At 64.8% G+C, this 20,614-nt stretch carries 23 protein-coding genes; 7 read left to right on the top strand and 16 right to left on the bottom strand.

Features of this window, described 5'->3' with window-relative positions; genetic code table 11:
* Window positions 1-4: 4 nt before the first annotated feature.
* On the bottom strand, window positions 5-256 hold the full coding sequence (locus tag EJB06_RS00350) for a DUF2164 domain-containing protein (RefSeq protein ID WP_126072016.1): 252 nt from the start codon (window positions 254-256) through the stop codon (window positions 5-7).
* A 43-nt stretch (window positions 257-299) separates the two neighbouring features.
* On the bottom strand, window positions 300-719 hold the full coding sequence (locus EJB06_RS31645; RefSeq protein WP_164557755.1) for a DUF6331 family protein: 420 nt from the start codon (window positions 717-719) through the stop codon (window positions 300-302).
* A 117-nt stretch (window positions 720-836) separates the two neighbouring features.
* Here EJB06_RS31645 and EJB06_RS31640 point away from each other — a divergent pair, with 117 nt between their 5' ends.
* Both EJB06_RS31640 and EJB06_RS00340 read left to right on the top strand, forming a co-directional pair.
* The gene (locus EJB06_RS31640) at window positions 837-1,448 is read left to right on the top strand and encodes a c-type cytochrome (protein WP_164557754.1); all 612 of its coding nucleotides are present in this window, start codon (window positions 837-839) and stop codon (window positions 1,446-1,448) included.
* A 111-nt stretch (window positions 1,449-1,559) separates the two neighbouring features.
* Window positions 1,560-2,108 (top strand): Dps family protein, encoded by a 549-nt coding sequence (locus EJB06_RS00340; protein WP_126072014.1) that lies wholly within the window; start codon window positions 1,560-1,562, stop codon window positions 2,106-2,108.
* A 2-nt stretch (window positions 2,109-2,110) separates the two neighbouring features.
* Here EJB06_RS00340 and EJB06_RS00335 read toward each other — a convergent pair whose 3' ends face one another.
* Window positions 2,111-5,122: a sensor histidine kinase gene (locus EJB06_RS00335; protein WP_164557753.1), complete on the bottom strand. Its 3,012-nt coding sequence runs from the start codon at window positions 5,120-5,122 to the stop codon at window positions 2,111-2,113.
* A gap of 140 nt (window positions 5,123-5,262) precedes the next feature.
* Here EJB06_RS00335 and EJB06_RS00330 point away from each other — a divergent pair, with 140 nt between their 5' ends.
* On the top strand, window positions 5,263-5,895 hold the full coding sequence (locus EJB06_RS00330) for a response regulator transcription factor (protein ID WP_126072012.1): 633 nt from the start codon (window positions 5,263-5,265) through the stop codon (window positions 5,893-5,895).
* 32 nt (window positions 5,896-5,927) lie between these two features.
* Entirely contained in the window at window positions 5,928-6,341 is a 414-nt protein-coding gene (locus EJB06_RS00325; protein WP_126072011.1) for a hypothetical protein, read from the top strand.
* 5 nt (window positions 6,342-6,346) lie between these two features.
* On the opposite strand, the gene EJB06_RS00320 is transcribed toward EJB06_RS00325, so the two are convergent.
* The 4 genes from EJB06_RS00320 to EJB06_RS00305 all read right to left on the bottom strand — a co-directional run bounded on the left by EJB06_RS00320 (window position 6,347) and on the right by EJB06_RS00305 (window position 10,272).
* Entirely contained in the window at window positions 6,347-7,870 is a 1,524-nt protein-coding gene (locus EJB06_RS00320) for a Rieske 2Fe-2S domain-containing protein (RefSeq protein ID WP_126072010.1), read from the bottom strand.
* A gap of 135 nt (window positions 7,871-8,005) precedes the next feature.
* Window positions 8,006-8,788 (bottom strand): hypothetical protein, encoded by a 783-nt coding sequence (locus tag EJB06_RS00315; RefSeq protein ID WP_126072009.1) that lies wholly within the window; start codon window positions 8,786-8,788, stop codon window positions 8,006-8,008.
* A 140-nt stretch (window positions 8,789-8,928) separates the two neighbouring features.
* Window positions 8,929-9,654, bottom strand: a complete 726-nt coding sequence (locus EJB06_RS00310) for a helix-turn-helix transcriptional regulator (protein WP_164557752.1) — start codon at window positions 9,652-9,654, stop codon at window positions 8,929-8,931.
* Between the two features lie 66 nt (window positions 9,655-9,720).
* Complete coding sequence (locus EJB06_RS00305) at window positions 9,721-10,272, bottom strand: DUF1993 domain-containing protein (protein ID WP_164557751.1); 552 nt, start codon at window positions 10,270-10,272, stop codon at window positions 9,721-9,723.
* 479 nt (window positions 10,273-10,751) lie between these two features.
* On the opposite strand from EJB06_RS00305, the gene EJB06_RS31635 reads away from it, so the two are divergent.
* The 3 genes from EJB06_RS31635 (at window position 10,752) to EJB06_RS00295 (ending at window position 12,789) form a co-directional block, all read left to right on the top strand.
* Window positions 10,752-10,925 carry a hypothetical protein gene (locus EJB06_RS31635; protein WP_164557750.1) on the top strand — a complete coding sequence of 58 codons (174 nt, stop codon included), beginning with the start codon at window positions 10,752-10,754 and terminating at the stop codon, window positions 10,923-10,925.
* Window positions 10,926-11,070: 145 nt separating this feature from the next.
* Complete coding sequence (locus EJB06_RS00300; protein ID WP_164557749.1) at window positions 11,071-12,171, top strand: sterol desaturase family protein; 1,101 nt, start codon at window positions 11,071-11,073, stop codon at window positions 12,169-12,171.
* A gap of 180 nt (window positions 12,172-12,351) precedes the next feature.
* Window positions 12,352-12,789, top strand: a complete 438-nt coding sequence (locus EJB06_RS00295) for a GNAT family N-acetyltransferase (protein ID WP_126072005.1) — start codon at window positions 12,352-12,354, stop codon at window positions 12,787-12,789.
* On the opposite strand, the gene EJB06_RS00290 is transcribed toward EJB06_RS00295, so the two are convergent.
* The 9 genes from EJB06_RS00290 to soxY form a co-directional block, all read right to left on the bottom strand.
* Complete coding sequence (locus tag EJB06_RS00290; RefSeq protein ID WP_229426862.1) at window positions 12,786-14,348, bottom strand: methyl-accepting chemotaxis protein; 1,563 nt, start codon at window positions 14,346-14,348, stop codon at window positions 12,786-12,788. The two genes, EJB06_RS00295 and EJB06_RS00290, sit on opposite strands and share 4 nt — an antisense overlap.
* Window positions 14,349-14,598: 250 nt before the next feature.
* The gene (locus EJB06_RS00285) at window positions 14,599-15,027 is read right to left on the bottom strand and encodes a DsrE family protein (protein ID WP_126072003.1); all 429 of its coding nucleotides are present in this window, start codon (window positions 15,025-15,027) and stop codon (window positions 14,599-14,601) included.
* A gap of 20 nt (window positions 15,028-15,047) precedes the next feature.
* The gene (locus tag EJB06_RS00280) at window positions 15,048-16,043 is read right to left on the bottom strand and encodes an MBL fold metallo-hydrolase (protein ID WP_126072002.1); all 996 of its coding nucleotides are present in this window, start codon (window positions 16,041-16,043) and stop codon (window positions 15,048-15,050) included.
* 19 nt (window positions 16,044-16,062) lie between these two features.
* Window positions 16,063-16,581 (bottom strand): thioredoxin fold domain-containing protein, encoded by a 519-nt coding sequence (locus EJB06_RS00275; RefSeq protein WP_229426861.1) that lies wholly within the window; start codon window positions 16,579-16,581, stop codon window positions 16,063-16,065.
* Window positions 16,578-18,290, bottom strand: coding sequence for a thiosulfohydrolase SoxB (gene soxB, locus EJB06_RS00270; RefSeq protein WP_126072516.1), 1,713 nt, complete (start codon window positions 18,288-18,290; stop codon window positions 16,578-16,580). The genes EJB06_RS00275 and soxB overlap by 4 nt, the downstream gene beginning before the upstream one ends.
* A gap of 19 nt (window positions 18,291-18,309) precedes the next feature.
* The gene (soxX, locus tag EJB06_RS00265) at window positions 18,310-18,933 is read right to left on the bottom strand and encodes a sulfur oxidation c-type cytochrome SoxX (RefSeq protein WP_126072001.1); all 624 of its coding nucleotides are present in this window, start codon (window positions 18,931-18,933) and stop codon (window positions 18,310-18,312) included.
* Between the two features lie 10 nt (window positions 18,934-18,943).
* Window positions 18,944-19,750, bottom strand: coding sequence for a sulfur oxidation c-type cytochrome SoxA (gene soxA / locus EJB06_RS00260; protein ID WP_126072000.1), 807 nt, complete (start codon window positions 19,748-19,750; stop codon window positions 18,944-18,946).
* Window positions 19,751-19,790: 40 nt separating this feature from the next.
* Entirely contained in the window at window positions 19,791-20,102 is a 312-nt protein-coding gene (gene soxZ / locus EJB06_RS00255; RefSeq protein WP_126071999.1) for a thiosulfate oxidation carrier complex protein SoxZ, read from the bottom strand.
* 41 nt (window positions 20,103-20,143) lie between these two features.
* Complete coding sequence (soxY, locus tag EJB06_RS00250; protein WP_126071998.1) at window positions 20,144-20,605, bottom strand: thiosulfate oxidation carrier protein SoxY; 462 nt, start codon at window positions 20,603-20,605, stop codon at window positions 20,144-20,146.
* Window positions 20,606-20,614 lie beyond the last annotated feature (9 nt).

Here is a 20,614-nt window from a genome sequence, read left to right as displayed (position 1 = left end):
CGGACTATTTTTTGGTCCAGTAGCCGAATTCGGTTTCGTAGCAGTTGGTATCGACTTCGGCGATCTTTTCCTGCATCACCGCCTGCGCATCCTGCACGGCCTTGTTGTAGATCGAGGGGCCGATTTCGCGCAAGCAAAAGTCAAGCAGCAGGCGCGCCTTGAGCACGCCCATCTCTTCATCGAAATTTTTCATGCAATACCGCTGCAGGGAAGACAGCAGGCGCTCTTCGGTTTCCTGGTTCAGTTTGATGGCCATCGTGGTTTCTGCGGAAATGATCGGGAGCCGCAGCTTAGCAGAATCAGGTGGCTTTCGGCATGGGACCTGCCGGCATGGCGCTGCGATAGCAGCGCTCGAGGTGGCTGAGCAAGGCCAGGAATTCGTTTTTGTCGCAGAACATGTTCAGCCGCGTGCTCGAGACGACGTCGGCGCGCAGCGCCAGCAGATCGGCCCGCAGTTGCGCCAGCGCGTCGCAGGTGCGCGCGGCGTCGACCCTGGCGAGCGACGCCGCCACGCCGTCCTCCGAAAAATCGAAGGCGTCGAAGCCGCAGCAGCCGGCCACGCAATGCGTCTCGAGCGCCGCCCACATGCCTGCCAGCTGCGCCAGCAGATGGTCGATCGCGACCGCCTTGTCATAAGCCACCGTCGGCTCGACGTGCGCGATCCACGTATCCGGCCCGGTGGCAATGGCGTTGATGGGGCGCGAAGACGCTTTGCTCATCATGTTTCCTCTGTTACTCATTTGTCCACTATACCAAAGTATAACGACGGCCAGGCGCTCCGCCCCTATACTCGGCACGCGCAAACGACTCCACGCGCGTCGATGAAAGGACCTCACATGCACACTGCCCTCCCCGTTCGCCGGACGATTGCCGCGCTGGCGCTCACGCTCGCGAGCGGCGCCCTCCCCGCCCTTGCCGCGCCGTCGGCGGCATTGCTGCAGCGCTGCGCGGCCTGCCACGGCGCCACCGGCAACACCACCGCCGCCGCGCTCTACCCCAACCTGGCGGGGCAGTCGGCAGCGTATATCGAACTGCAACTGAACAACTTCCGCAATGGCGAGCGCCCCCATGCGCAGATGCGCGCCGTCGCCGAACAATTGACCGGGCCGGACATGCGCGAACTGGCCGCCTTCTACGCCGCCCAGACGGCCAAGGCGCAAGCGCCGGCCGACGCCGCGCTGGAGCGGCTAGGGCGCCAGGTGTTCGAACACGGCAGCGCGGGAGGCGCGCCCGCCTGCGCCAGCTGCCACGGCCCCCAGGGGCACGGCCAGCAACCGTTCCCCCGCATCGCGTCGCAGCCGGCCGGCTATACGCTGGAACAACTGAAGGTCTACCACGACGCACCCAAATTCAATCATCCGCTGGCGACGGCGATGAAACAGGTGGCAGTCAAGCTCAGCGACAAGGAGATGCGCGCGGTCTCGGCCTATCTGGCCACGCTGCCCTAGGGAGCACGGCGCATCCCCCTTTCGTATAGCAGGCAATCGCGTTGGCGCACGCATAATCGCTGCCGTCCGCCCGGCCGGCCCGGGCCGCCCACCACCAACGAAAGGGAAAGCATGAACACCACCACCGCCACCGGCGCCGACATCCTGCAAGACTTCAGCGAACTGGCCGACGTGCGCATCGGCCTCGACGCCTCGGTGCGCTCGACCAGCGTGCGCGCCCTGAACCGCCTGCTGGCGCACACCATGGCCATCCGCGACGCCTACAAGAAGGCGCACTGGCAGACCTCCGGCGCCACCTTTTACGAACTGCACCTGCTGTTCGACAAGCACTACAACGAACAGGTGCTGATCATGGACAGCCTGGCCGAACGCGTGCAGACCCTCGGCGGCGTGGCCTTTGCGCTGGCCCAGGATGTGGCCGACGAATCGGCCATCGCGCGCGCCCCGCGCGGCCGCGAATCGGCCCGCGCCCAGCTGGCGCGCCTGCTCGACGCGCACGAAACCATCCTGATCGACGCGCGTCCGCTGGCGCGCGCCAGCGCCGATGCCGGCGACGACGGCACCAACGACCTGATCGTCAGCCAGGTGGTGCGCAGCAATGAGCTGCACAGCTGGTTCATCGGCGAGCATCTCGCCGCGCAGGCGCGCACGGCCGACTGAGCTTACATCAGCAGGGTGCCGGGCAGCCTGAGCCGCATTTCGCTGCCCTGCCCCGGCGCCGAGGTCCAGCGCACGCTGGCGCCCAGGCGCTCGGCGCGCTCGCCAATGCCGGGCAAGCCCCAGTGACCCGGCACGCCGCCGTCGCGCAGCACCTCGGCCGGCAGGCCGCAACCGTTGTCGCGCACTACCACGGTCAGGTCCTTGCGTTCGAACAGCAATTCCACCTCGATCTTGCTGGCCTTTGCGTGCTGGAAGGCATTGAGCATCGCTTCATTGGCAATCCGGTACACCTCGTGCGCCACCAGCGGCGGCAGCGCGCGGATGCGGCCGCTCTCGCGCAGCGCGAACTGCACGCCGCGCTCGGCCGACATGCGCTGGCCTTCGCGTTCCAGCATGCGCGCCAGTCCCGCCTGGAAATGGTCGTGCGCGCGCAAATCCTGCACCTGGTCGCGCCCTTCCTGCAGCATCAGCTCGGCCTGGTCGAGCGCGCTGTCCATCAGCTGCTTCACCGGCTCCTGCCCCACGATCCTGGCTGCGGCCGTGTGGAAGCGCAGGATCAGGGCCTGCACGCCTTGCAGCAAGGTGTCGTGCAGCTCGCGCGCGATGCGTTCGCGCTCGTCGACCTGGACCTGCAGCCGTCCCTGGATGCGCGCCGCCAGCCGCCGCATGCGCCAGCGGTACAGTCCCCACAACAGCAGCACGGCGATCAGCACGCAGGCGGCGCGGAACCAGACGGTCTCGGTGACGGTCGGCGCGATGCTGAAGGCGAGCACGGCGCCGGTTTCGCTCCACACCCCATCCTCGTTCGAGGCCTGCACCTGGAAGCGGTAGTTGCCCGGCCCCAGGCCGGTGAAGAAGGCGCTGCGGCGGGTGCCGGCATCGCTCCAGCCGGCGTCCTGCCCGTCCAGGCGGAAGCGGAAGCCCACCCGTTCGGGCATCGACAGGCTCAGCGCCGTGTAGTCGAGCTGCAAGCGCTGGGTGCCGGCCGGCAGGCGCATGCCATCGCGCACGGGAAGGTGGCGCCCGTCCACGCTCGCGCCGCGCAACTCCACGTGCGGCGCCAGCAGGTTGCGGCGCAGCCTGGCCGGATCGACCGAGACCACGCTGTTGGCGGTGGTGAACCACAGGCGGCCGTCGCTGGCAGCCACCGCCGAAGGCGTGGGCACCATTTGCGGGGCGGTCCCGGTCAAGCCATCTTCCTGGTCGTAGCGCACGAAGCGCACCCGATAGCCGGGCTCGGCCACCGCGCGCTTGAGCTCGGCCGCCTCGACGACGCTGATGCCTTCGCTGCCGTTCAGCCAGAGCTGGCCGCTGGCCGAGGCCACGATGCCGGACACGCCCATGAATTTTTCGCCGTCGGCGCCGAGCAAGGGATGAAAGCGCTTGCCGTCGAAATGCGCCACCCCGCTGTCGCCGCCGACCCAGATCCGGCCGGCGTGCCGGTAGAACTGGAAGACCGCGCCGACCTGCAAGCCCTCGGCCGCGCCCAGCAGGCGGAACTTGCCTTGCTCGCGCACGGCCACGCGGTCGCCGATGTAGCCCAGCCATACCTGTCCATCGGGCATGGCCGCGATGCTCAGGGCGCCGCGCGAGGCGTAGTCGGCATACGGCACCGCCTTGCGCCATTCGCCGTCGCGCCGTTCGTAGGTGCCGCCGCCGTTGAACGAGATCCACATGGTGCCGTCGGCCTCCCTGGCGATGGCGTGCACCGGGCGGCCGTCGGTGTCGGGCGGCGTGGCCAGCTTGCTGAAACTGTCGCCGTCGAGCCAGGACACGCCGCGATGGCCGCCGGCCCAGATGATGCCGTCGTCGTCGCGGTACAGGCAGGTCAGCTCGGCCAGGCCGTTGGACGGCATCTCGGCCGACGGAATCGGCACCGACCGCGGACCGGGCACGAAGAAGCCGTCGGTCCAGACCGCGCCCTTGTCGGCGGCGGCCAGCGCGCGCGCTTCGCCGCCGTAGTACAGCGGCAAGGCGGCGGCCTCGAGCTTGGTGCGGCGGAACCTGTCCAGCCCGCTGTTACTGGCGACCCAGATATTGCCTTCGCGGTCTTCCAGCGCGGTAAAGGCGATGTAGCCGCTCAAGCCCTGCTGCGGGGTCAGGCGCTGGGTGACGCTGTTGCCGTCGACGCTGAAGCTGCGCTCGACACCTTCGCGCCGCAGCAGCCAGCGTTCGCCTTCGGCATCGAACAGCATGTGCGAGGAATACTGCCCTCCCACCCGGCGCAGCGTCAGCGGGCCGGGCGCCGGCGGCTCGATCATCTCCAGGCTGTCGTTGCGTCCGCCATTGCTCCAGATGGCGCCGTCGGGCGCTTCGATCAGGTTGCCGCTCAGGTCGAGCACATTCGGCAGGCGCCGAAAGGCGCTCGCGCCGGGCTCCAGCACGAAGGCGGTGTCGATGTTGCCGACCCAGAGGCGGCCGCGGCTGTCTTCGATGATCGATTGCGGCTGGTTGGCCAGTTTCTCGAAGCCGGGGACCTTTTCCCAGCGCTCGCCCGCGAGCCGGTACAGACCGCCGTGGGTGGCGGCCCACATGCGTCCCTGGCGGTCGCGCCGGATCGCATGCGGCGACGACAAGGGCAAGCCTTCGGCCGCGCCGTAGTGGCGCAGCGCGCCCTCCTTGAGCATGCCGATGCCGCCACGGCGGTAGCCGATCCACACTTCCCCGTTCGGCAAGGCCAGCAGGGCCGAGATGCCGGGCGACTCCAGCTTGCCGCTGCGCGGCGCGTAGCGTTCGAACCTGACCCCATCGAAGCGGAACAGCCCGGTGGTCGCGCCCAGCCACAGCCAGCCGTCCGGCGACTGCGCCATGGCGAAGATGATGGTGGGGGCGCCGTCGCGCACGGTCCAGCTGCTGTGATGCATGGTGATCGCCGGCGCCGGGCCCGGCGCCGGCTTCGGTTGCGGCAGCGGGCGGCTCGGCGTCGGGGCGGGCGCGGCGCCGGACGGCAGCGCCGTGGCGAATGCCAACACGAGCGCCAGCGCGCGCCCGGACCAGCGTCGGAATGCGGTCATGGAAATTCCTCGTTGCGAAAATGCCAGCATGATACGGGAATGCGGCGGTGCAGCAATAGCTTGGGAGCAATCTGATCCAAGCGGCAAGCGCGCAGACGTGGCATGATCGCGCTCATTTGTTAATAGAAAGTCCATGCTTTATGTCCGCCGAGCACAATCCGATCCGCGTCCTGCTTGCCGACGACCACAGTTTGCTGCGCGAAGGCATCGTGGCGCTGCTGTCCGGCGACAGCGCCATCGAGATCGTCGGCCAGGCCGCCAACGGCGAAGAAGCGGTCGAGCGCTTCATCGCCCTGCGTCCCGATGTGACCCTGATGGACCTGCAAATGCCGCTCATGGACGGGCACGACGCGATGCTGGCGATGCGCGCGCTGGACCTGCATGCGCGCGTGCTGGTACTGACCACCTACAAGGGCGACGCCCGCATCGCCCGTGCGCTCGGCGCCGGCGCGGCCGGCTACCTGCTCAAATGCGCGATCCGGCTGAACCTGGCCGATGCGATCCACCGGGTGCACGCCGGCCACCGCTACATCCCGGCCGAGGTGGCGGCCGAAATGGCCAATTATTTCGGCAGCGACAAGCTGTCAGGACGCGAGCTGGAAGTGCTGCGCCTGGTTGCCGACGGCAATTCGAACCGCGAAGTCGGCGTGCGCCTGGCCATCAAGGAAGAAACGGTCAAGGCGCATGTCAGCGCGGTCCTGTCCAAGCTGGGCGCCAGGGACCGCACCCACGCCACCACCATCGCGCTGCGGCGCGGCATCCTGACGCTGTAGCGCATCCACATCCGTTTTATCGAGGAAACCGCATGAACCAGGCACAAGACAACACCACCCTGCGCGCCGGCCTGCAAGCCGTGCCGCGCGCCCTGCGCAACTTGCACAAGGCGCTGATCGATGTCGAGACCGTGTATTTCGGCGCGGTCGGCAGTGCGCTGGAACACCTGCAGCTGATCGCCAATCACCCGCATTTTGCGTGGCTGAAACCGATGTCGGTCCTGATGGCGGCGCTCGACGAAGCGCTGGACGAACCCGGGCCCCTGAGCGCCGAGGCGGCTGCCGGCTGGCGCGCCGCGATCGAAACGCTGGTCGGACCGGGCACGGCCGCCGCCGGCGAATTCCGCAGCAGGTATGTGATCCTGCTGCACGATGCGCCCGAGGTGGCGATCGCGCACGGCGCCCTGCGCCAGCTGCTGGGGCGCCTGCCGCAGCAAGCTGGCTGACGGGTTCAGGCAGGCGGCTCGGCGGCGGCCCGGCAGGCGGGCCCCAGCCTGACGGCGCCGATGCCCATGCCCGACGCCGCGCACTGTCCACCTGCCTGCAAGTCGAAGCGCCAGCTATGGCGCGGGCAGACCAGGTGCGAGGTCTCGTCGATGGAAGCGTACGCCAGGTCGCCGCCCTGATGCGGGCAATAACGGTCGATTTCATACCGCTGCCCCAGGTGCTCGATCACGATGCGCTCTTGCGTGCGGCTGAAATTATGCTCCAGGGAGCTGGCCAGGTTCGATGCGTCGGCGAACAGGAAGATGTTGGCGACCGTGTTGTACACGTCGGGCACGCGCAGCAGGCTGGCGCGCAGGCTCAGCGCAATATCCTGCCAGCGCGCCTCCCCGCACATCAGCGCGAAATACCGTGGGTCCGCCTTGACGACGATGCAGGGGACAGGCGCCTGGCGCGCGGCCACGAGGCGCTTGCCGGCCAGGTCCACCAGCAGCCAGTCGGCGTCGTCCGGGCCCCAGTTGAACGCGATCGACGGCGTGTCCGGCGGCAAGGCAATTCCGGCGATACTGTCGAGGCGGCGTTGCAGCACCTGCGCGAAGCGTGCCGGCGAGAACGTGTCCTCCCCCTGCTCCCAGCGATCCGGGTGCGTGGCGCGCCAGGCCGCGACCTGGTCCGCCGTGGGCGCGCGGATGGGGACCCGGCTGGACTGCTCGCCAACCGGCTCGCCCGGGCGCGGATAGAGCATGTTGCCGATCCCTTTTTGGGTCAGGTAGCGGTCCAGCTCCTCCTGGTGCACAAAGATCGTTCCGCTGCCGAGGCTGAGCGCGGGATCGAGAAACGGGAAGAAGCACGGTCCCGCCGCCGGCACGAGAAAGCGCGGCGCCAGGGTCGCGACGCCGCTGCGCACGTTGAGGAATTTGGCGAGCACCTTTTTACGGGAGACGGCCTGGCGCTGCTGCTCGGGCATCTCGAAGCAGGCAGGATGCCAGTTGGCGCCGGAAAACTGCACCGAGTAGTAGTCGATCTCGCCGAGTTCCTGCTTCAGCGTTGCCAGCCGGTCGAAGATCTTGCAGTCGTTCTGGTTGAAGAAAGTGAAATCGGGCGTGCTGACGAACAAGGCGGCATCGTGATTGATGCCGCCGTCGTCGATGAACACGCGCATGCGCATCTGCGTGCCGGCCCGGTCGCCTTCGGCCAGTTCGACGGTGCGCAAGCGCATGGCGCGCAGCGTGTCGCGCAGGTATTTATCCTTATATTCCGGAATGAACACCGTGCAGCGCGGGTGCGCCGACAGCGCGCGCAGCGTGGCCGCGTCGGCGTGGTCCTGGTGCGCATGGCTGAGGAAAATGTTCAGCGCGCGGTTGTGGCAGCGTTGCAGCACGCCGTCCAGCAGATGGCTGTTTGGCGGCCACTGGTGCCAGCTGCCGAAAAACGCGCCGCTGTCGCTCAACCAGGGATCGATCAGCAGGATCTCGTCATCGGTCCCGATCAGGAAACCGGCATGGCCCAAAAAGGTGAATTCTGTTGTCATGATTACCGTCTCGAAGTCGAATATCGGGAAACGGGCGTCCCCCGCCTATCGGCCAGTGTGGTCGGCAAGCGCATGTCGCTGCTTGAGGAAGGACAAGCGTTGGAAAGCGCCGGACCGATGGCGGCAGCGGTCCGGCTACCAGCTCACGCCTTCGTACAGGCGAAACAGGTTGTCCCTGGAGTTCTCGATCCAGTTCGTTTCCCACTGCCGTGGGTGGGTCAGGAAACAGATTCTCGCGTGGCGGCCGAGCGCGTCGAACGGGGACAGCGGACGGAAATACTGGGGATACGGACGGTCGGAGATATACATGTCGATGTGATCGAGCAGCGCCCGGTCGTAGGTCTCGCACACGATGCCGCAGCGCTCGCGCAAGCCGGGGTCCTTGAGGATCTCGGTGTTGCTGATCTGCAGGCGGCGGTTGGCAAAATCGCCATGGCTTGCCACGGTGCTCAGCTTGCGCCCGAAGCGCTCCTCGATCACACGGAGATTGCGGGCGAATTCGTCGCGAATATCGGCCATTCGGGCGTGGATCGCGGCGGGGTCCTTGATGTGCTGCCTTTTCGCGTAGGTCGCCAGTTCTTCATAATGGTAGCTGGCCTCGCTGCCATATTCCTCAATCTCGTTCATCAGCGCAAAATCGAGCGTGGACAGGCGAAAATAATAGCTGGCGTGGATGCGGTGTTTTTGTTCGATGTCGAACAGCTTCCTGGCGGTGCGCAGGTCGGTGTCGATGTCGTGCCGGTGCACGACGACCTTGTGCGCGGGGCGCGCGCCCTGCCCGCGCAAGGCCGCGATATACTCGCGAACCGACATGTGCGCGTATCCCGCTTCGCTTGCCGCGCGCACAAAATCCTCGTACAAGGGCAGGCGCGACGGCATGAGGTAGTCGCCATAGAGTCTGTTGATCAGCGTATTCATGGGAGCAGGCGCGTTGCGCGGTGACCGCCGCCGCCGGTGTGCGGAGACAGGCTCCTATTATCGTGAGCTGCGCCGGCGCGGCCTTGACAGGGATCACGCCTGCCTGGTCCCTGCGGCGCGCGCCCCGGTAAGCAAGCGCGTCAGGGCCTCGGTTTCACCAGGCCGTACATGACCGCTTTGGCGACGGCATGCTGGCGGTTCGAAGCGCCCAGCTTCTTGATGACCGAGGTCAGGTGAAAATTGATGGTGCGTTCCGCCACGCCCACGATATTGGCCATTTCCCAGGCCGTTTTGCCCTCACAGGCCCAGAAAACGCATTCGAGTTCGCGTTCGGTTAACTCGTTGACCCTGGGATTTTCGGTTTTATCGATCCGGACGTAGGCGTCGAACAGATATTTGCTGAAGATGCCGGCTGCGGGCAGCAGGTTTCCGAGGCGATGTTCGTCGAACTCCGGATCCGCGCTCACCACGCTGAAAAACGCGGTCTGTCCGCTCGGCGGATTGAGCGGAACCGTCAGGCCGGCCTGCAGTCCGAACTGGCGTCCGGTCTCCATGAAGGCCCTGTCGGTGTCGCCATTAAAGCCCGGCGTGCAGATAAGCTCGCTCCACAGGATCGGGGCCGAATGGGAAAAACTGTACTTCAGGATCGGATCGACCGAGGACGAGCGGTTCTGGAAATACAGGTCGACCCACGGTGCGGGAAAATTGGTCAGCGTGATGATTTTCGGGGCGATCAGGGATACCACTTCGCAGACGCTGAACAGGTAATAATCCAGCTGCACCTCTGCGCAGAACTCCTTGCAGATATTCTTCAGATCGACCAGGTGAGGTGCGGCTGCCAGCGCATGCCTGAATTCACGCAACACGGAATAATCCATTACGCGCCCTCGCTCCAGGCGCGCGATGCCACACACCGCCCCGATCCGGCGTTGTCATGCCGGGCCGGCGGCGACGGCATTGTTTTCCGCGTCGACCGGATCGCATTCGTCCGTGAAGAAAAATCCGAGCGGGTATTTATGAAATCCATCAAAATCTGCCTTTCCTATCGGAACACCAGCTTGCCGCGCAATGGCATAGACCATGCAATAGTGGAAGAAGAAATTCGGCATGGAATACATCAGGTAGTAATCCCAGCCGGATAAGTTCAAGTCGGCGAACCCGGCCGCAGTCTGAATCTTGAGCTCATCGATGTGACGGAAATCCCCATCGGGAATCGCCGACAGATAATCGATCGTCGACGCCAGCTCGGCAAACACACTTTCCAACGTGTAATCATCGTCGCTGAACGAGACGATCTCCCTGCCGGCCAGCGGGCAGGTGGTGCGCAAGGTGAAACCGATCGCCGTTTTCGCTTGCTGCAAAAGCGGAAACATCTCCGGATGCAGGCGGTTCTGAAGAATATCGCCTTCGAACTGTTCCACTTGCTTCAGCAGGGTATGCAATTTCCCCAGATAGTGGAGAAATATCTTAGTCGGGGTCAGCATGTTTTTTCCTATATTAGCATGTTTACTGCAATTGCAATCGTAGCATCCTGACATTTTTCCGAATAGCCATATTCGAAATTCATATCGATGCACCCTTGGGTCGATCCCTGTCCATGCCGCAGGCGATCCGCCCTTCGTTTCATGCGGCATGCATGGGACTTCCATCCCCTGCGGCCGATCGGTGCGTCGCACCGCGCTGAGCGCCAGTCCCGCCTCGATGACAGACAATCGGTAACGCCCACTATAACGGAAATTATTAATGTTATTAACTGTCAGATCTGACAAATTCGATTGAACAAGCGATTTTATTCGATTCGAAGATCGCTCTTTCGCCTGTCATTTCTGACTGTCATTTCTGACAGACAGATCTGACAGTCAGAAATGACAGGCGAAAGTGACAGTCATTTGTTACAGCTTTTCTTCATCCGCCCGACGGTGAAAAATGGACCTCAAGCAAACCCCGGATGAAAGGAAACAACATGTACGGCGATAAACTCGAAAAGGATGAACGGCCGCTCGCCGGCATTCTGATTGTTGTATGCGGCATTGCTGCCGTTTCAGTGGCGGCATTCACCGTGTTATTCGGCCTGGAGCAAGCCGGGCTGGTTGATTTGCAGAATCTGACGAGCTATCCGCATTATCGGCTCCGATAACATCGAAAAACTCAATCGATAGGAATTCATTACCATGACACCATCCGTTTTATCCAATCCAGCCGCAGAAATCATCTCTCCGAACGATGAAGGGAGCGTGGCGCGCACAATCCGGAAAATATGGCGCTTCAATATTCACGAAGACATGCTGGGTAATAACAAGCTCCATCTCTACGGCGCGCTGGCGGCAGCAGGTATCGTCTGGCTGTTCGCAACGCCGAAACTCGCTTTTCTGTTCGACCCGCTCGACACCAATTCGGTGCACATCTTTCATATGATGCCGCAAATCAATTTGAACAATGAATTCGGTCCGATTGCCACCATCCTGTTATGGCTCGCCCTGTTCCGTTTTGCCTTCCTGGTCGCGGTCGGCATTGCCGATATCGTGTTCCACAAGCGGGCCACCGGCAAGCCCTTCGCCTGGAAAGGCATGGTCAACACGTCGATGGCGAATATCATGATGTGGCTGTTCGGATTCCTCTTCATCGGCGTGTCGCCCTACTTCGAGCAATTCATGGCCTATTACATGACGCTGCTGCGCGGGGTGCCGCAGATTGTCGATGTCAATGGCCCGCTGGCCGTGATCGTGGCTTGCCTGATCGGCGACTTTTGCTTCTACTGGTCGCACCGCCTGACGCACAATATGCGGCTGCTCTGGAATCTGGGCCATATCAACCATCACCGCCATGAGAACCTGACGCAATTCCATTTTGCGGCGGAACCGGATGTGCTGGCACTCAAGGCCTCGAAAGGAATCACCCTGTTCATGCTGCCCTTGATGAGCGCCTTGTTCACCTCGGACCTGGTTGGGGTGGGCTGGTTTCTGGTCGCCGTGCTGCTCATCGATATCTGGATCGATCCCTCGCATTCGCCGGTCCTGTACAAACTGGAGCAGAAATACAAGGCGCTGCGGATGATGCGGCTGGTATTCGTCACCGTCGCGGTGCACTACACGCATCACTCAAGCGAGCCGCGCCATAACAAGAAAACCGGATGCAATTTCGGCGCCCGTTTCACCGTCTGGGACCGCCTGTTCGGCACCTATACCGAACCGGACGAAGAGGTTCCGCAAACGGGACTGTTCGGAAAACACGCCGACTACTGCTACAACCCGATCCGCTTCCTGCTGCTGCCGTACGTCCGCTTTTACAAGGAACTGCGTTTCAATCACGTCAGGCACTGGCCGAAGATCCTGTTCGGGAGCGTGTTTTACAGCCCGCCGGTCAAAGCCAGGATGAGCCACTAAGTACTTGACCGGATGCGGCTATTCCCGCCATCTGGCGCAATTCCGGAGGATCTTCACCCCGGACTACCGCACATACGGCTACGGAATGTAAAGCGGAAGCGGCGAACCCTCTCCCACCACTATAATCGCGCACACGGCTGATCGCCGCAATTGTGGACCATTGGACGGAGAGAGGCTCGCATGGCACTGGAATGGACGGAATCGCTCGACGGGATCGACTGGGAGGAACTGTCGGCGCTGTACCGGATCGCGCTCGGCGACAAACCCGCCGCCGAACTGGCAATCGTGTTCGCCAACAGCCGCTACCGCTGCCTGGTGCGCGAGCATGGCCGGATCGTCGGCGTGGGACGCGCCCTGGCCGACGGCATCGACACCTCCTACCTGTGCGATATCGCGGTGTTGCCGGACTACCAGGGCAGCGGCCTGGGCAAGCAGATCGTCGCCCGCCTGGTGGCGCTGTCGCAGGGGCACAAGAAGATCCTGCTGTACGCGGTGCCTGGCAAGGAGCCGTTCTACCGCAAATTCGGCTTCAGGCGCATGGCAACGGCGATGGCGCTGTTCGAGAACCAGCCGCTGGCACGCGAACGCGGCTATCTCGACGATCCTGAGGACGCCTAGCGCAAGGCGGGCACCGGCCTGGCGCGGGTCGCCAGGCTGCGCGAGGCCGGCGCCAGCCCGCCCACGTTGAAGGTTCCCACGACGGCGCTCAGCTCGCGCGCCTGATCCTGCATCGAGGCCGCCGCGGCGGCGGCCTGCTCGACCAGCGCCGCGTTTTGCTGGGTCACCTTGTCCATCTGCGCGATCGCCTGGTTCACCTGCACGATGCCGGCGCTCTGTTCCTGCCCGGCGGTGGTGATCTCGGCCATGATGTCGGTCACGCGGCGCACGCTGTCGACCACTTCCTTCATGGTCGTGCCGGCCGCGTCGACCAGCTTGCTTCCGGCCTCGACCTTCTCGACCGAGTCGCCGATCAGTCCCTTGATCTCGCGCGCGGCCGCCGCGCTGCGCTGGGCCAGGTTGCGCACTTCGGTGGCCACCACCGCGAAGCCGCGTCCCTGCTCGCCGGCGCGCGCCGCTTCCACCGCCGCGTTCAGCGCCAGGATATTGGTCTGGAAGGCGATGCCGTCGATCACGCCGATGATGTCGGCAATGCGCCGCGCCGATTCGTTGATCGAGCCCATGGTGCCGACCACTTCGGCCACCACCTGGCCGCCGCGCATCGCCACGTCGGAGGCGGCCGTGGCCAGGGTGTTGGCCTGGCGCACGCTGTCGGTATTGTGCTGGACGGTGGTGGTCAGCTCTTCCATCGAGGCCGCCGTTTCTTCCAGCGAACTGGCCTGCTCTTCCGTGCGTCCGGACAGGTCCATATTGCCGGCCGCGATTTCGCTCGACGCGGTCGAGATCGTGTCGGTGCCGGCCCTGACCTTCATCACCAGCGCGGCCAGGCTTTGCTGCATGGTGCGCATGGCAACCATCAGGCTGTCGGGATCGGCGTCGGCATCGACCACGATCTCGACCGTCAGGTCGCCGGCCGCGATCGAACCGGCGATGTCGGCGGCGTAGTGCGGCTCGCCGCCGAGCTGGTGCATCACGTTGCGGGTCAGCCAGAAAGCGATGCCGGCGCCCAGCAGCACGGCGCCGGCCGCCAGGGTCAGGCTCAGGATCAGGGTGGCGCGCGTCTGGCTCGACAGTTCGCCCTTGGCGGCGTCGACCGCGCCATTCTTGGACTTGATCAGTTCCAGCAGGTCGCCGCGCATCTGGCGCCACAGCGGCGTTTCGTCGGCGTTGAGTTTCTTGATCGCGGCGGCCTGGTCGGCCTTGGCCAGCGCGACCACGGCGGCCTGGATCTCGGTCTGGCGCTCGTGCAGGGTTTTCAGTTTTGCCAGCGTCTGCGAGACCGCCGGATCGTCCTTGGCCAGTTCGACCGCCGTGCCGTGCGCCTTGCGGAATTCGTCGCGCGCCGCGCTCAGGTTCTTGTAGCCCTGCTGGTTCTCGGGAGCCAGGATGATGTTGCGCAGCGCCTGCCCCATCTGCAAGCCCTGGGCATACAGGCTGGTGCTGGCGCCGAGGAAGGCCTGGTCTTGCTTGATGAACATTTCGAACTTGGTGGTCGCGTTCTGCATGCCTGAAATCGCCACCCCGAGCGCAATCGTGAACAGGCTGAAAACGATCACCATGCACAACGCCATCTTGTTCCGTAATTTCATTCTGCTCAACCCCATTTGTTGTGGAAAGCGCGGCGGCCGGCACGACCACCCGGAAACCGAAAAAATGTTTCAGTAGGACACTGAATTCTATCGATGTTTACCGGTGTGGTCGGCTTTGTTTAAGCAAACGAGGCCAGCGCGCAACACAGATGCGGCAATGACAACGGGCGCGGCGATGCCTGCGCCGCCGCGCCGCGCCGGGGGTGGCGCCAGGCCCGCTTCAGGGCTTGATGTAGGCGTGCTCTTCCTGCGTTTGCAGGCGTGCCACTTCGGCAACGCCGGACGGTACGATGGTCGCTTCGGGCAGCACGCGCTTGCGCTCGATCTTGCGCGCTTCCAGGGTGTTGTTGCAGACCTTGAACTTGACGTTGCGGTTCGACAATTCCTGCACCACCGCATCGTAGGGATTGCCGTTTTTATCCTTGGCGTCTTCCAGCAGGAAGTCGATCCCGGGACCGTGCGTGACGACCACGATCTTCGCCTTCGGGCTGGCGTTGAGGTGGTTGCGCACATTGCCGAGCGCCCCCATCGCGTTGGCGCTGTCGGTGACGTGATACACCACTTTTTCTTCGCGCGCGAGGGCGCTGGCCGGCGCGCTGGCGACGGCGGCAAGCACCACCACGGCGGCCATGGAACGGAACAATTGCATGCTAACTCCTGTAAGGACAATCAAGGTTTCGGCGCACCCGGAATCCGCTTCTGCTGCAGGCTTTCCCTTTCCATCAACAGATAGGTGCCATAGGCATTGAGCCGGTTGGCCTGCGCAAACGCGGGATATTTGTCGAACGCGCTCCAGTCGATCTTACCGTATGCCTCGTCGAAGTCGGCGAGATCGGCCACGGCCTCGCCCATCACGCGGCGCAGGAAGCTCAGGTAGTCGCGGGTCAGGGCAATATCCCTGGCCGGCGTGCGCGACAGCTCGCCGTGCCCGGGGATGGCCGCCTTCGGCGCCAGCGCCAGCATGCGCTCCAGCGCGTCGAGCCAGACGCGGCTGTCGGCCTCGCCCACGAAGGGAATCCGTCCGCTGAAAAACAGGTCGCCCGCGAACAGCACCTGGTCGTCGTCGACCGCCAGCATGATGTCGTCCGGCGCGTGCGCGCCGCTCATGTCGATGATCCGGAAGCGCACGCCGCCCATCTCGAAGGCCATGTTCTTGCCGTCGGCAAAGCTGAGCCAGCGGTCGGCGCCGGTCAGGCGCGTGGCGTCGTCGACCCATGGCGCCAGCGCTTCCTTGCGCTGCGCCAGGCGCGTGGCCGCCATCTCGGACCCCAGGTAGGCGCGGCCCCGCTCGTGCGCCCAGATCTGCGCGCCCTTGGCCTTGAACGCCTGCAGGCCGTAGAAATGGTCGGCGTGATAATGGCTGACGATCACCCGCCGCACCGGCTGCGCCGTCACCTTGCGGATCGCCTTGAGCATCGCTTCGCCGAGCGCGGGCGTACCCAGCGCATCGAACACCACCACGCCGTCGCGCGTGACCACGAAGCCCGCGTTCGACATGAAACCCTGGTTATCGGTGTCGGCCATGCCGGACTTGCCGTGGAAGTAATACACGTGCGGCGACACCTTGATCGGCACCAGCACCGGCGGGCGCGCCGGCGGCGCCGCACTGGCCGCCGGGATAGCCAGCGCCAGCAGGCAGGCGATGGTCGGGATAATGCGCTTCATGGCAGTTCCTTTCACACGGTTAAGGGCTGGCGATCTTGCGCTGCGCCTGCGCCAGCGCGTCGTCCAGGTAAGCGCCGTACATGCCGGACACGTCGCCGCCGACCAGCGGCGGCGCCAGCAGCGCGCCGTGGACGTCGAGCATCAGCACGGTCGGCGCGATGCGCACCTGGTAGCGGGCGGCCAGTTGCGCGCCGCTGGCCGCTTGCCTGTCGAATCCCGTGAAGGACGCCGTGCCGGCCAGGCCGACTTCGCGCACCACCGGCCTTCGTGCTTCGGCGCCGTCGCGCGTGAGCGGCGCCAGGTAGTTGCGGCGCACCACGTCGCAGTAACCGCAACCGGGCAGCGAAAACAGCAGCACCAGGGGCTGGCCGCGCCGCGCCGCCTGCGCCGCGTCGGCAGCCAGGTCGCGCGGCGCGCCCAGGGACTGCGCGCCGGCCGCCATGGTATCGGTCCCGAGCAGGGCCAGCGCCGCCAGCACGGCCGCCTGGCGGCGCAGCCAGCGCGCCGCCGTCCCGATCCTGGCCAGGGTGCGCTTCACCCCATCAGGCCCGGATTGCCCTGCATGCCGATCAGGCGCGGCGTGTCGAGCTTGCGCGGGGTGACGGTTTTCTGTTGCCGCAGCCATTGCGCCACCACGTCCCACACCGGCTCGCCTTTGGCGCCTTCGGCCACCGGCGCCCAGCCGGCCACCTTGTAGGTCTTGGCGGCGTCGAGCGGCTTGCCGTGCAGGCGCATGTCGCTGATGCGCGCGCCCATCGCCGCGGCCGGGTCGATGGCGTAGCTCATGCCGCCCACCCGCACCATGTCGCCGCCCTGCTGGTAGTACGGGTCGGGATTGAACAGATTGTCGGCCACGTCTTCCAGGATGGTCTTGATGGTGGCGCCGTTCATCTCGGTCAGGGTGCTGTACGAGTAGGTCGTAGCGGTCTGGTCCATCAGGTGTTCCATCAGGATCGGGCTGTCCGGCAAGAGCGAGGTGCCCCAGCGAAAGCCCGGCGAGAAAGCGATGTCGGCGCCCTTGACTTCCATCAGTGCGTCGATGATCAACTGGTCGAAGGTGCCGTTGAAATTGCCGCGCCGGTACAGGGTGCCCTGGGTGACCGCCAGTTTTTCCTTGAGTTTGCTCTCGTACGGCGCGCGCACCTTCTTGATCAGCGCGGCCATTTCCTTGTCGGCCGGCAGGAAGTTGGAGAATACCGGCAGCAAACGGTACTGGAAGTTGCGCACCTGGCCGCCGCGCACGTCGAAGTCGAGCACCCCGACGAACTTGCCGTTGCTGCCGGCATTCGTCACCAGGGTCTTGCCGCCGCCATTGGCCACGATCACCGGCTCGGGCACGCCGTCGTGCGTGTGGCCGCCCAGGATGGCGTCGATGCCGCGCACGCGCGAGGCCATTTTCAGGTCCACGTCCATGCCGTTGTGCGACAGTACCACCACGACCGTGGCGCCCTTGCCGCGCGCCTCGTCCACCATCTTCTGCATGTTCTCTTCCTGGATGCCGAAGCGCCAGTCGGGCGTCAGGTAGCGCGGATTGGCGATCGGCGTGTACGGAAACGCCTGGCCGATGATGGCCACCGGCACGCCGTTCATTTCCTTGATTACATACGGGGCGAAGACCGGATCGCCGAAATCGGTGGTGTTCACGTTCTGTGCCACGAAGTCGACCTTGCCCTTGAAGTCCTTGCCGACGATTTCCTGCACCCGCTTGTCGCCGAGCGTCATTTCCCAGTGCGCGGTCATCACGTCCACGCCCAGCAGCAGGCCGGCGTCGACCATGTCCTGGCCACGGGTCCAGAGCGCCGTGGCCGATCCTTGCCAGGTGTCGCCGCCGTCGAGCAGCAGCGCGCCGGGACGGCCGGCACGCAGTTGCCTGACCAGCGTCGCCAGGTGCGCGAAGCCGCCCACCTTGCCGTAGGTGCGCGCAGCCTGTTCGAAGTCCAGCGCGGTGAAGGCATGCGCCTGCGGCGTGTTCGGCTTGATTCTCAGCTGTTTCAGCAGCGCTTCGCCGACCAGGTGCGGGATCCTGCCGGCCGCCTGGCCGATCCCGAGGTTGACGCTCGGCTCGCGGAAGTACACCGGGTTCAGTTGCGCATGGCAATCGGTAAAGTGCAGGAAATGCACATTGCCGTAGCGTTTCAGGTCGTACAGGGCGCCCGGCGACGGCGCGCCCAAGGCGGATTTCGATCCCAGCAGCATCCCGCCGGCGGCGGCGATGCCCATCAGTTGCGCAAACTCGCGCCGGTTCATTCCCATATTGCCTCCTGGCTTACTCGTTGACGGGCGATGCGGGGTCGAGCAGCAGCGCCATCACATCCTTGAGCTGGGCTTCGGTCAGCACCCCGTTGTGGCCGAAACGCGGCATGGTCGAGCAGGCATTGTAGGCTTGCGCGTTGTAGAGCTTGTTCCAGGTATAGCTCAGGATGGCCTCGCTGTTGCCGCGCAGCTTGCCGTACTGGTACAGGGAGGGGCCGATATTGCCGAAGGAGATTTCCTTCTTGCCGATCTGGTGGCAGGCGTAGCAATTGCCGCCGTTGACCGCCCCGACCGCGTCCGACGACTGCATGCCGCGTCCGTTCTGCGCGATCTTCTCGCCTTCCTGCCATTTGCCGAGGTACTTGCCGTCGGCCGGCGGTTTGACCGCCGCCAGCTGGGCCGCCTCGATACGCGCCGCCACCTCGGGCGGGCGCTGGATCGGGTACTGGCTGCACAGTTGCTGGGATTCGTCGCGGGCGGCGACCCGCTCCACCGTGGCCGGGCCGGCCGAACGGAAGTCTTGCCGGATCAGGTCGAGCGCGGCCTGGCGATAGTCGGTGTCGGCCGCCACCGTGGCGCAGCCGGCGATGGCGGCGGCGCCGCAGGTCGCCAGGAAGATGCGTGCGATTGCTTTCATGTGCTTTCCCCTATCGTTTTAAGGCCGGTCCGGCATACACGCCGCCGTTCGCGTTTTTTGCCAGGAACATCGTCACCGCCGTCAGCGCGTCGGAGGCGTACAGCGGCTCCGGAAAGCGCTGCTGGCGGAAGCAGTCGGCCAGGCGATGCTGCATGGTGCGCACTTCCCCCTGCGAGACGCGGTAGGCCGGCCACGTGGTGTAGGCCGCCTGGGCGTTGATCGGGTTGAGGATGTTCGGCAACTCCTGCAGGCGGATGCGCTGGCCGTCGACCGAATGGCAGGTGGCACAGGAAAAATCGTGCGAGCCGCCACGGTAAAAGAACAGTTGCTTGCCGGTTTCGTAAGCGCGCTGTTCCATCGGATGCGCGCTCGAGACCGCCATCTTCATGCCGCGCGACTCGGCGCTGATGTACGAGACCAGCGCCTCGATGTCGGACTTCTTGCCGGCCGCGCCGAACGGCGTCTTGACCGCCTCGGCCGGGCTCAGGCCCTGCAGGGTCACGCGGCAGTGGACCAGGCGCTGCTCCAGGTCCATCACCTTGTTTACGTCCCTGAAGTAGCGCGGCAGCTCGGCGTACGCGCCTTTCAGCACCCCCGCGCCCTTGCCGAAGTCGCACTGCTCCAGCGACACCTTGTTCGGCCCGGCCCTGGTCTTCCACAGCTCTTCGCCGCGCATTTCCCACAGCTCGGCGGGATTGCCGTCGGCCAGCATCTGGCGGTACTTCGCGATCTCGTCGGTGCTGGACGTCTGCGCGAGCACGGCGCTCATCGTCGCTAGCAATCCCACAGCGAGCACCGCTGTGCGCTGCTTGATCATGGTCGTCTCCTCGATATGGTTATGGGTACTGCCTGCCGGTTCAGCCGATCGTGCCTTCGTCGGTGCGGGTGTCGCCCGCCGTGTCGACCCAGGTCACGCTGACCTTGTCGCCCTTGGCCGCGCCCTTGAACTTGAACGACAGGTAGGGGTCCTTGGAGACCGAAGGGCCGAAATTGGCGTCGAACACCACCTTGTCGCCAACCTTGGCGACCAGGGTCTTGATGAAATGGGCGGGGACGACCTTGCCGGCGGCGTCCTTGCGCTGCCCGGTTTCCATGTCGTGACGCATGAGGATTTTGACTTCAACCAGATCGCCGGTGGCGCTGGCGCGAATGCGCATGGGATCAGCCATGATGGTTTCCTTTGTCGGTGAGGGAAAAAACGGGGAGCGGCTCAGCCGCCGCAGCCGCCGAGGGTGACCTTGATTTCCTTGGAGGCGAGCAGCCATTTGCCGTCGGCGCGCGCCAGGGCGTGCACATTCGAGGTGCCGCCCATCTTCACGCGCGTGGTCACGGCCGGCTCGGTGCCCGGCGGAATGTTGAAGCTGGCCGACATGGTGTTGGGATTCTTTTCCACCAAAATGGCCATGAAGTCGGTATTCGGCGCCTTGCTGGCGACCGAGACCGGCACCACGGCGCCGTTTTCGGCGATATCCGGGCCGGTGATCGAGACATCGGCGCTGACGACGAACTTGTCGCCGCCGAGTTCCTTGACCACGGCCTCCAGGCTCTTGGCGTCGAACACTTTCTGGCTCCATTCTGCCGCGAACACGTCGGACGGTTTGAGTAGCCCGGCGGCGAATGCCGCGCCCAGCACCGAGGTAATGCGCATCAGATTGCGTCGACTTTGATTCATCATCTTCTC

The sequence above is a fragment of the Massilia atriviolacea genome, assembly GCF_003953935.1.
Classification (GTDB): Bacteria; Pseudomonadota; Gammaproteobacteria; order Burkholderiales; family Burkholderiaceae_D; genus Telluria_A; species Telluria_A atriviolacea.
The sequence above is the reverse complement of the archived record's forward strand: the minus strand, read 5'-3'. Positions and strand labels throughout refer to the sequence as shown.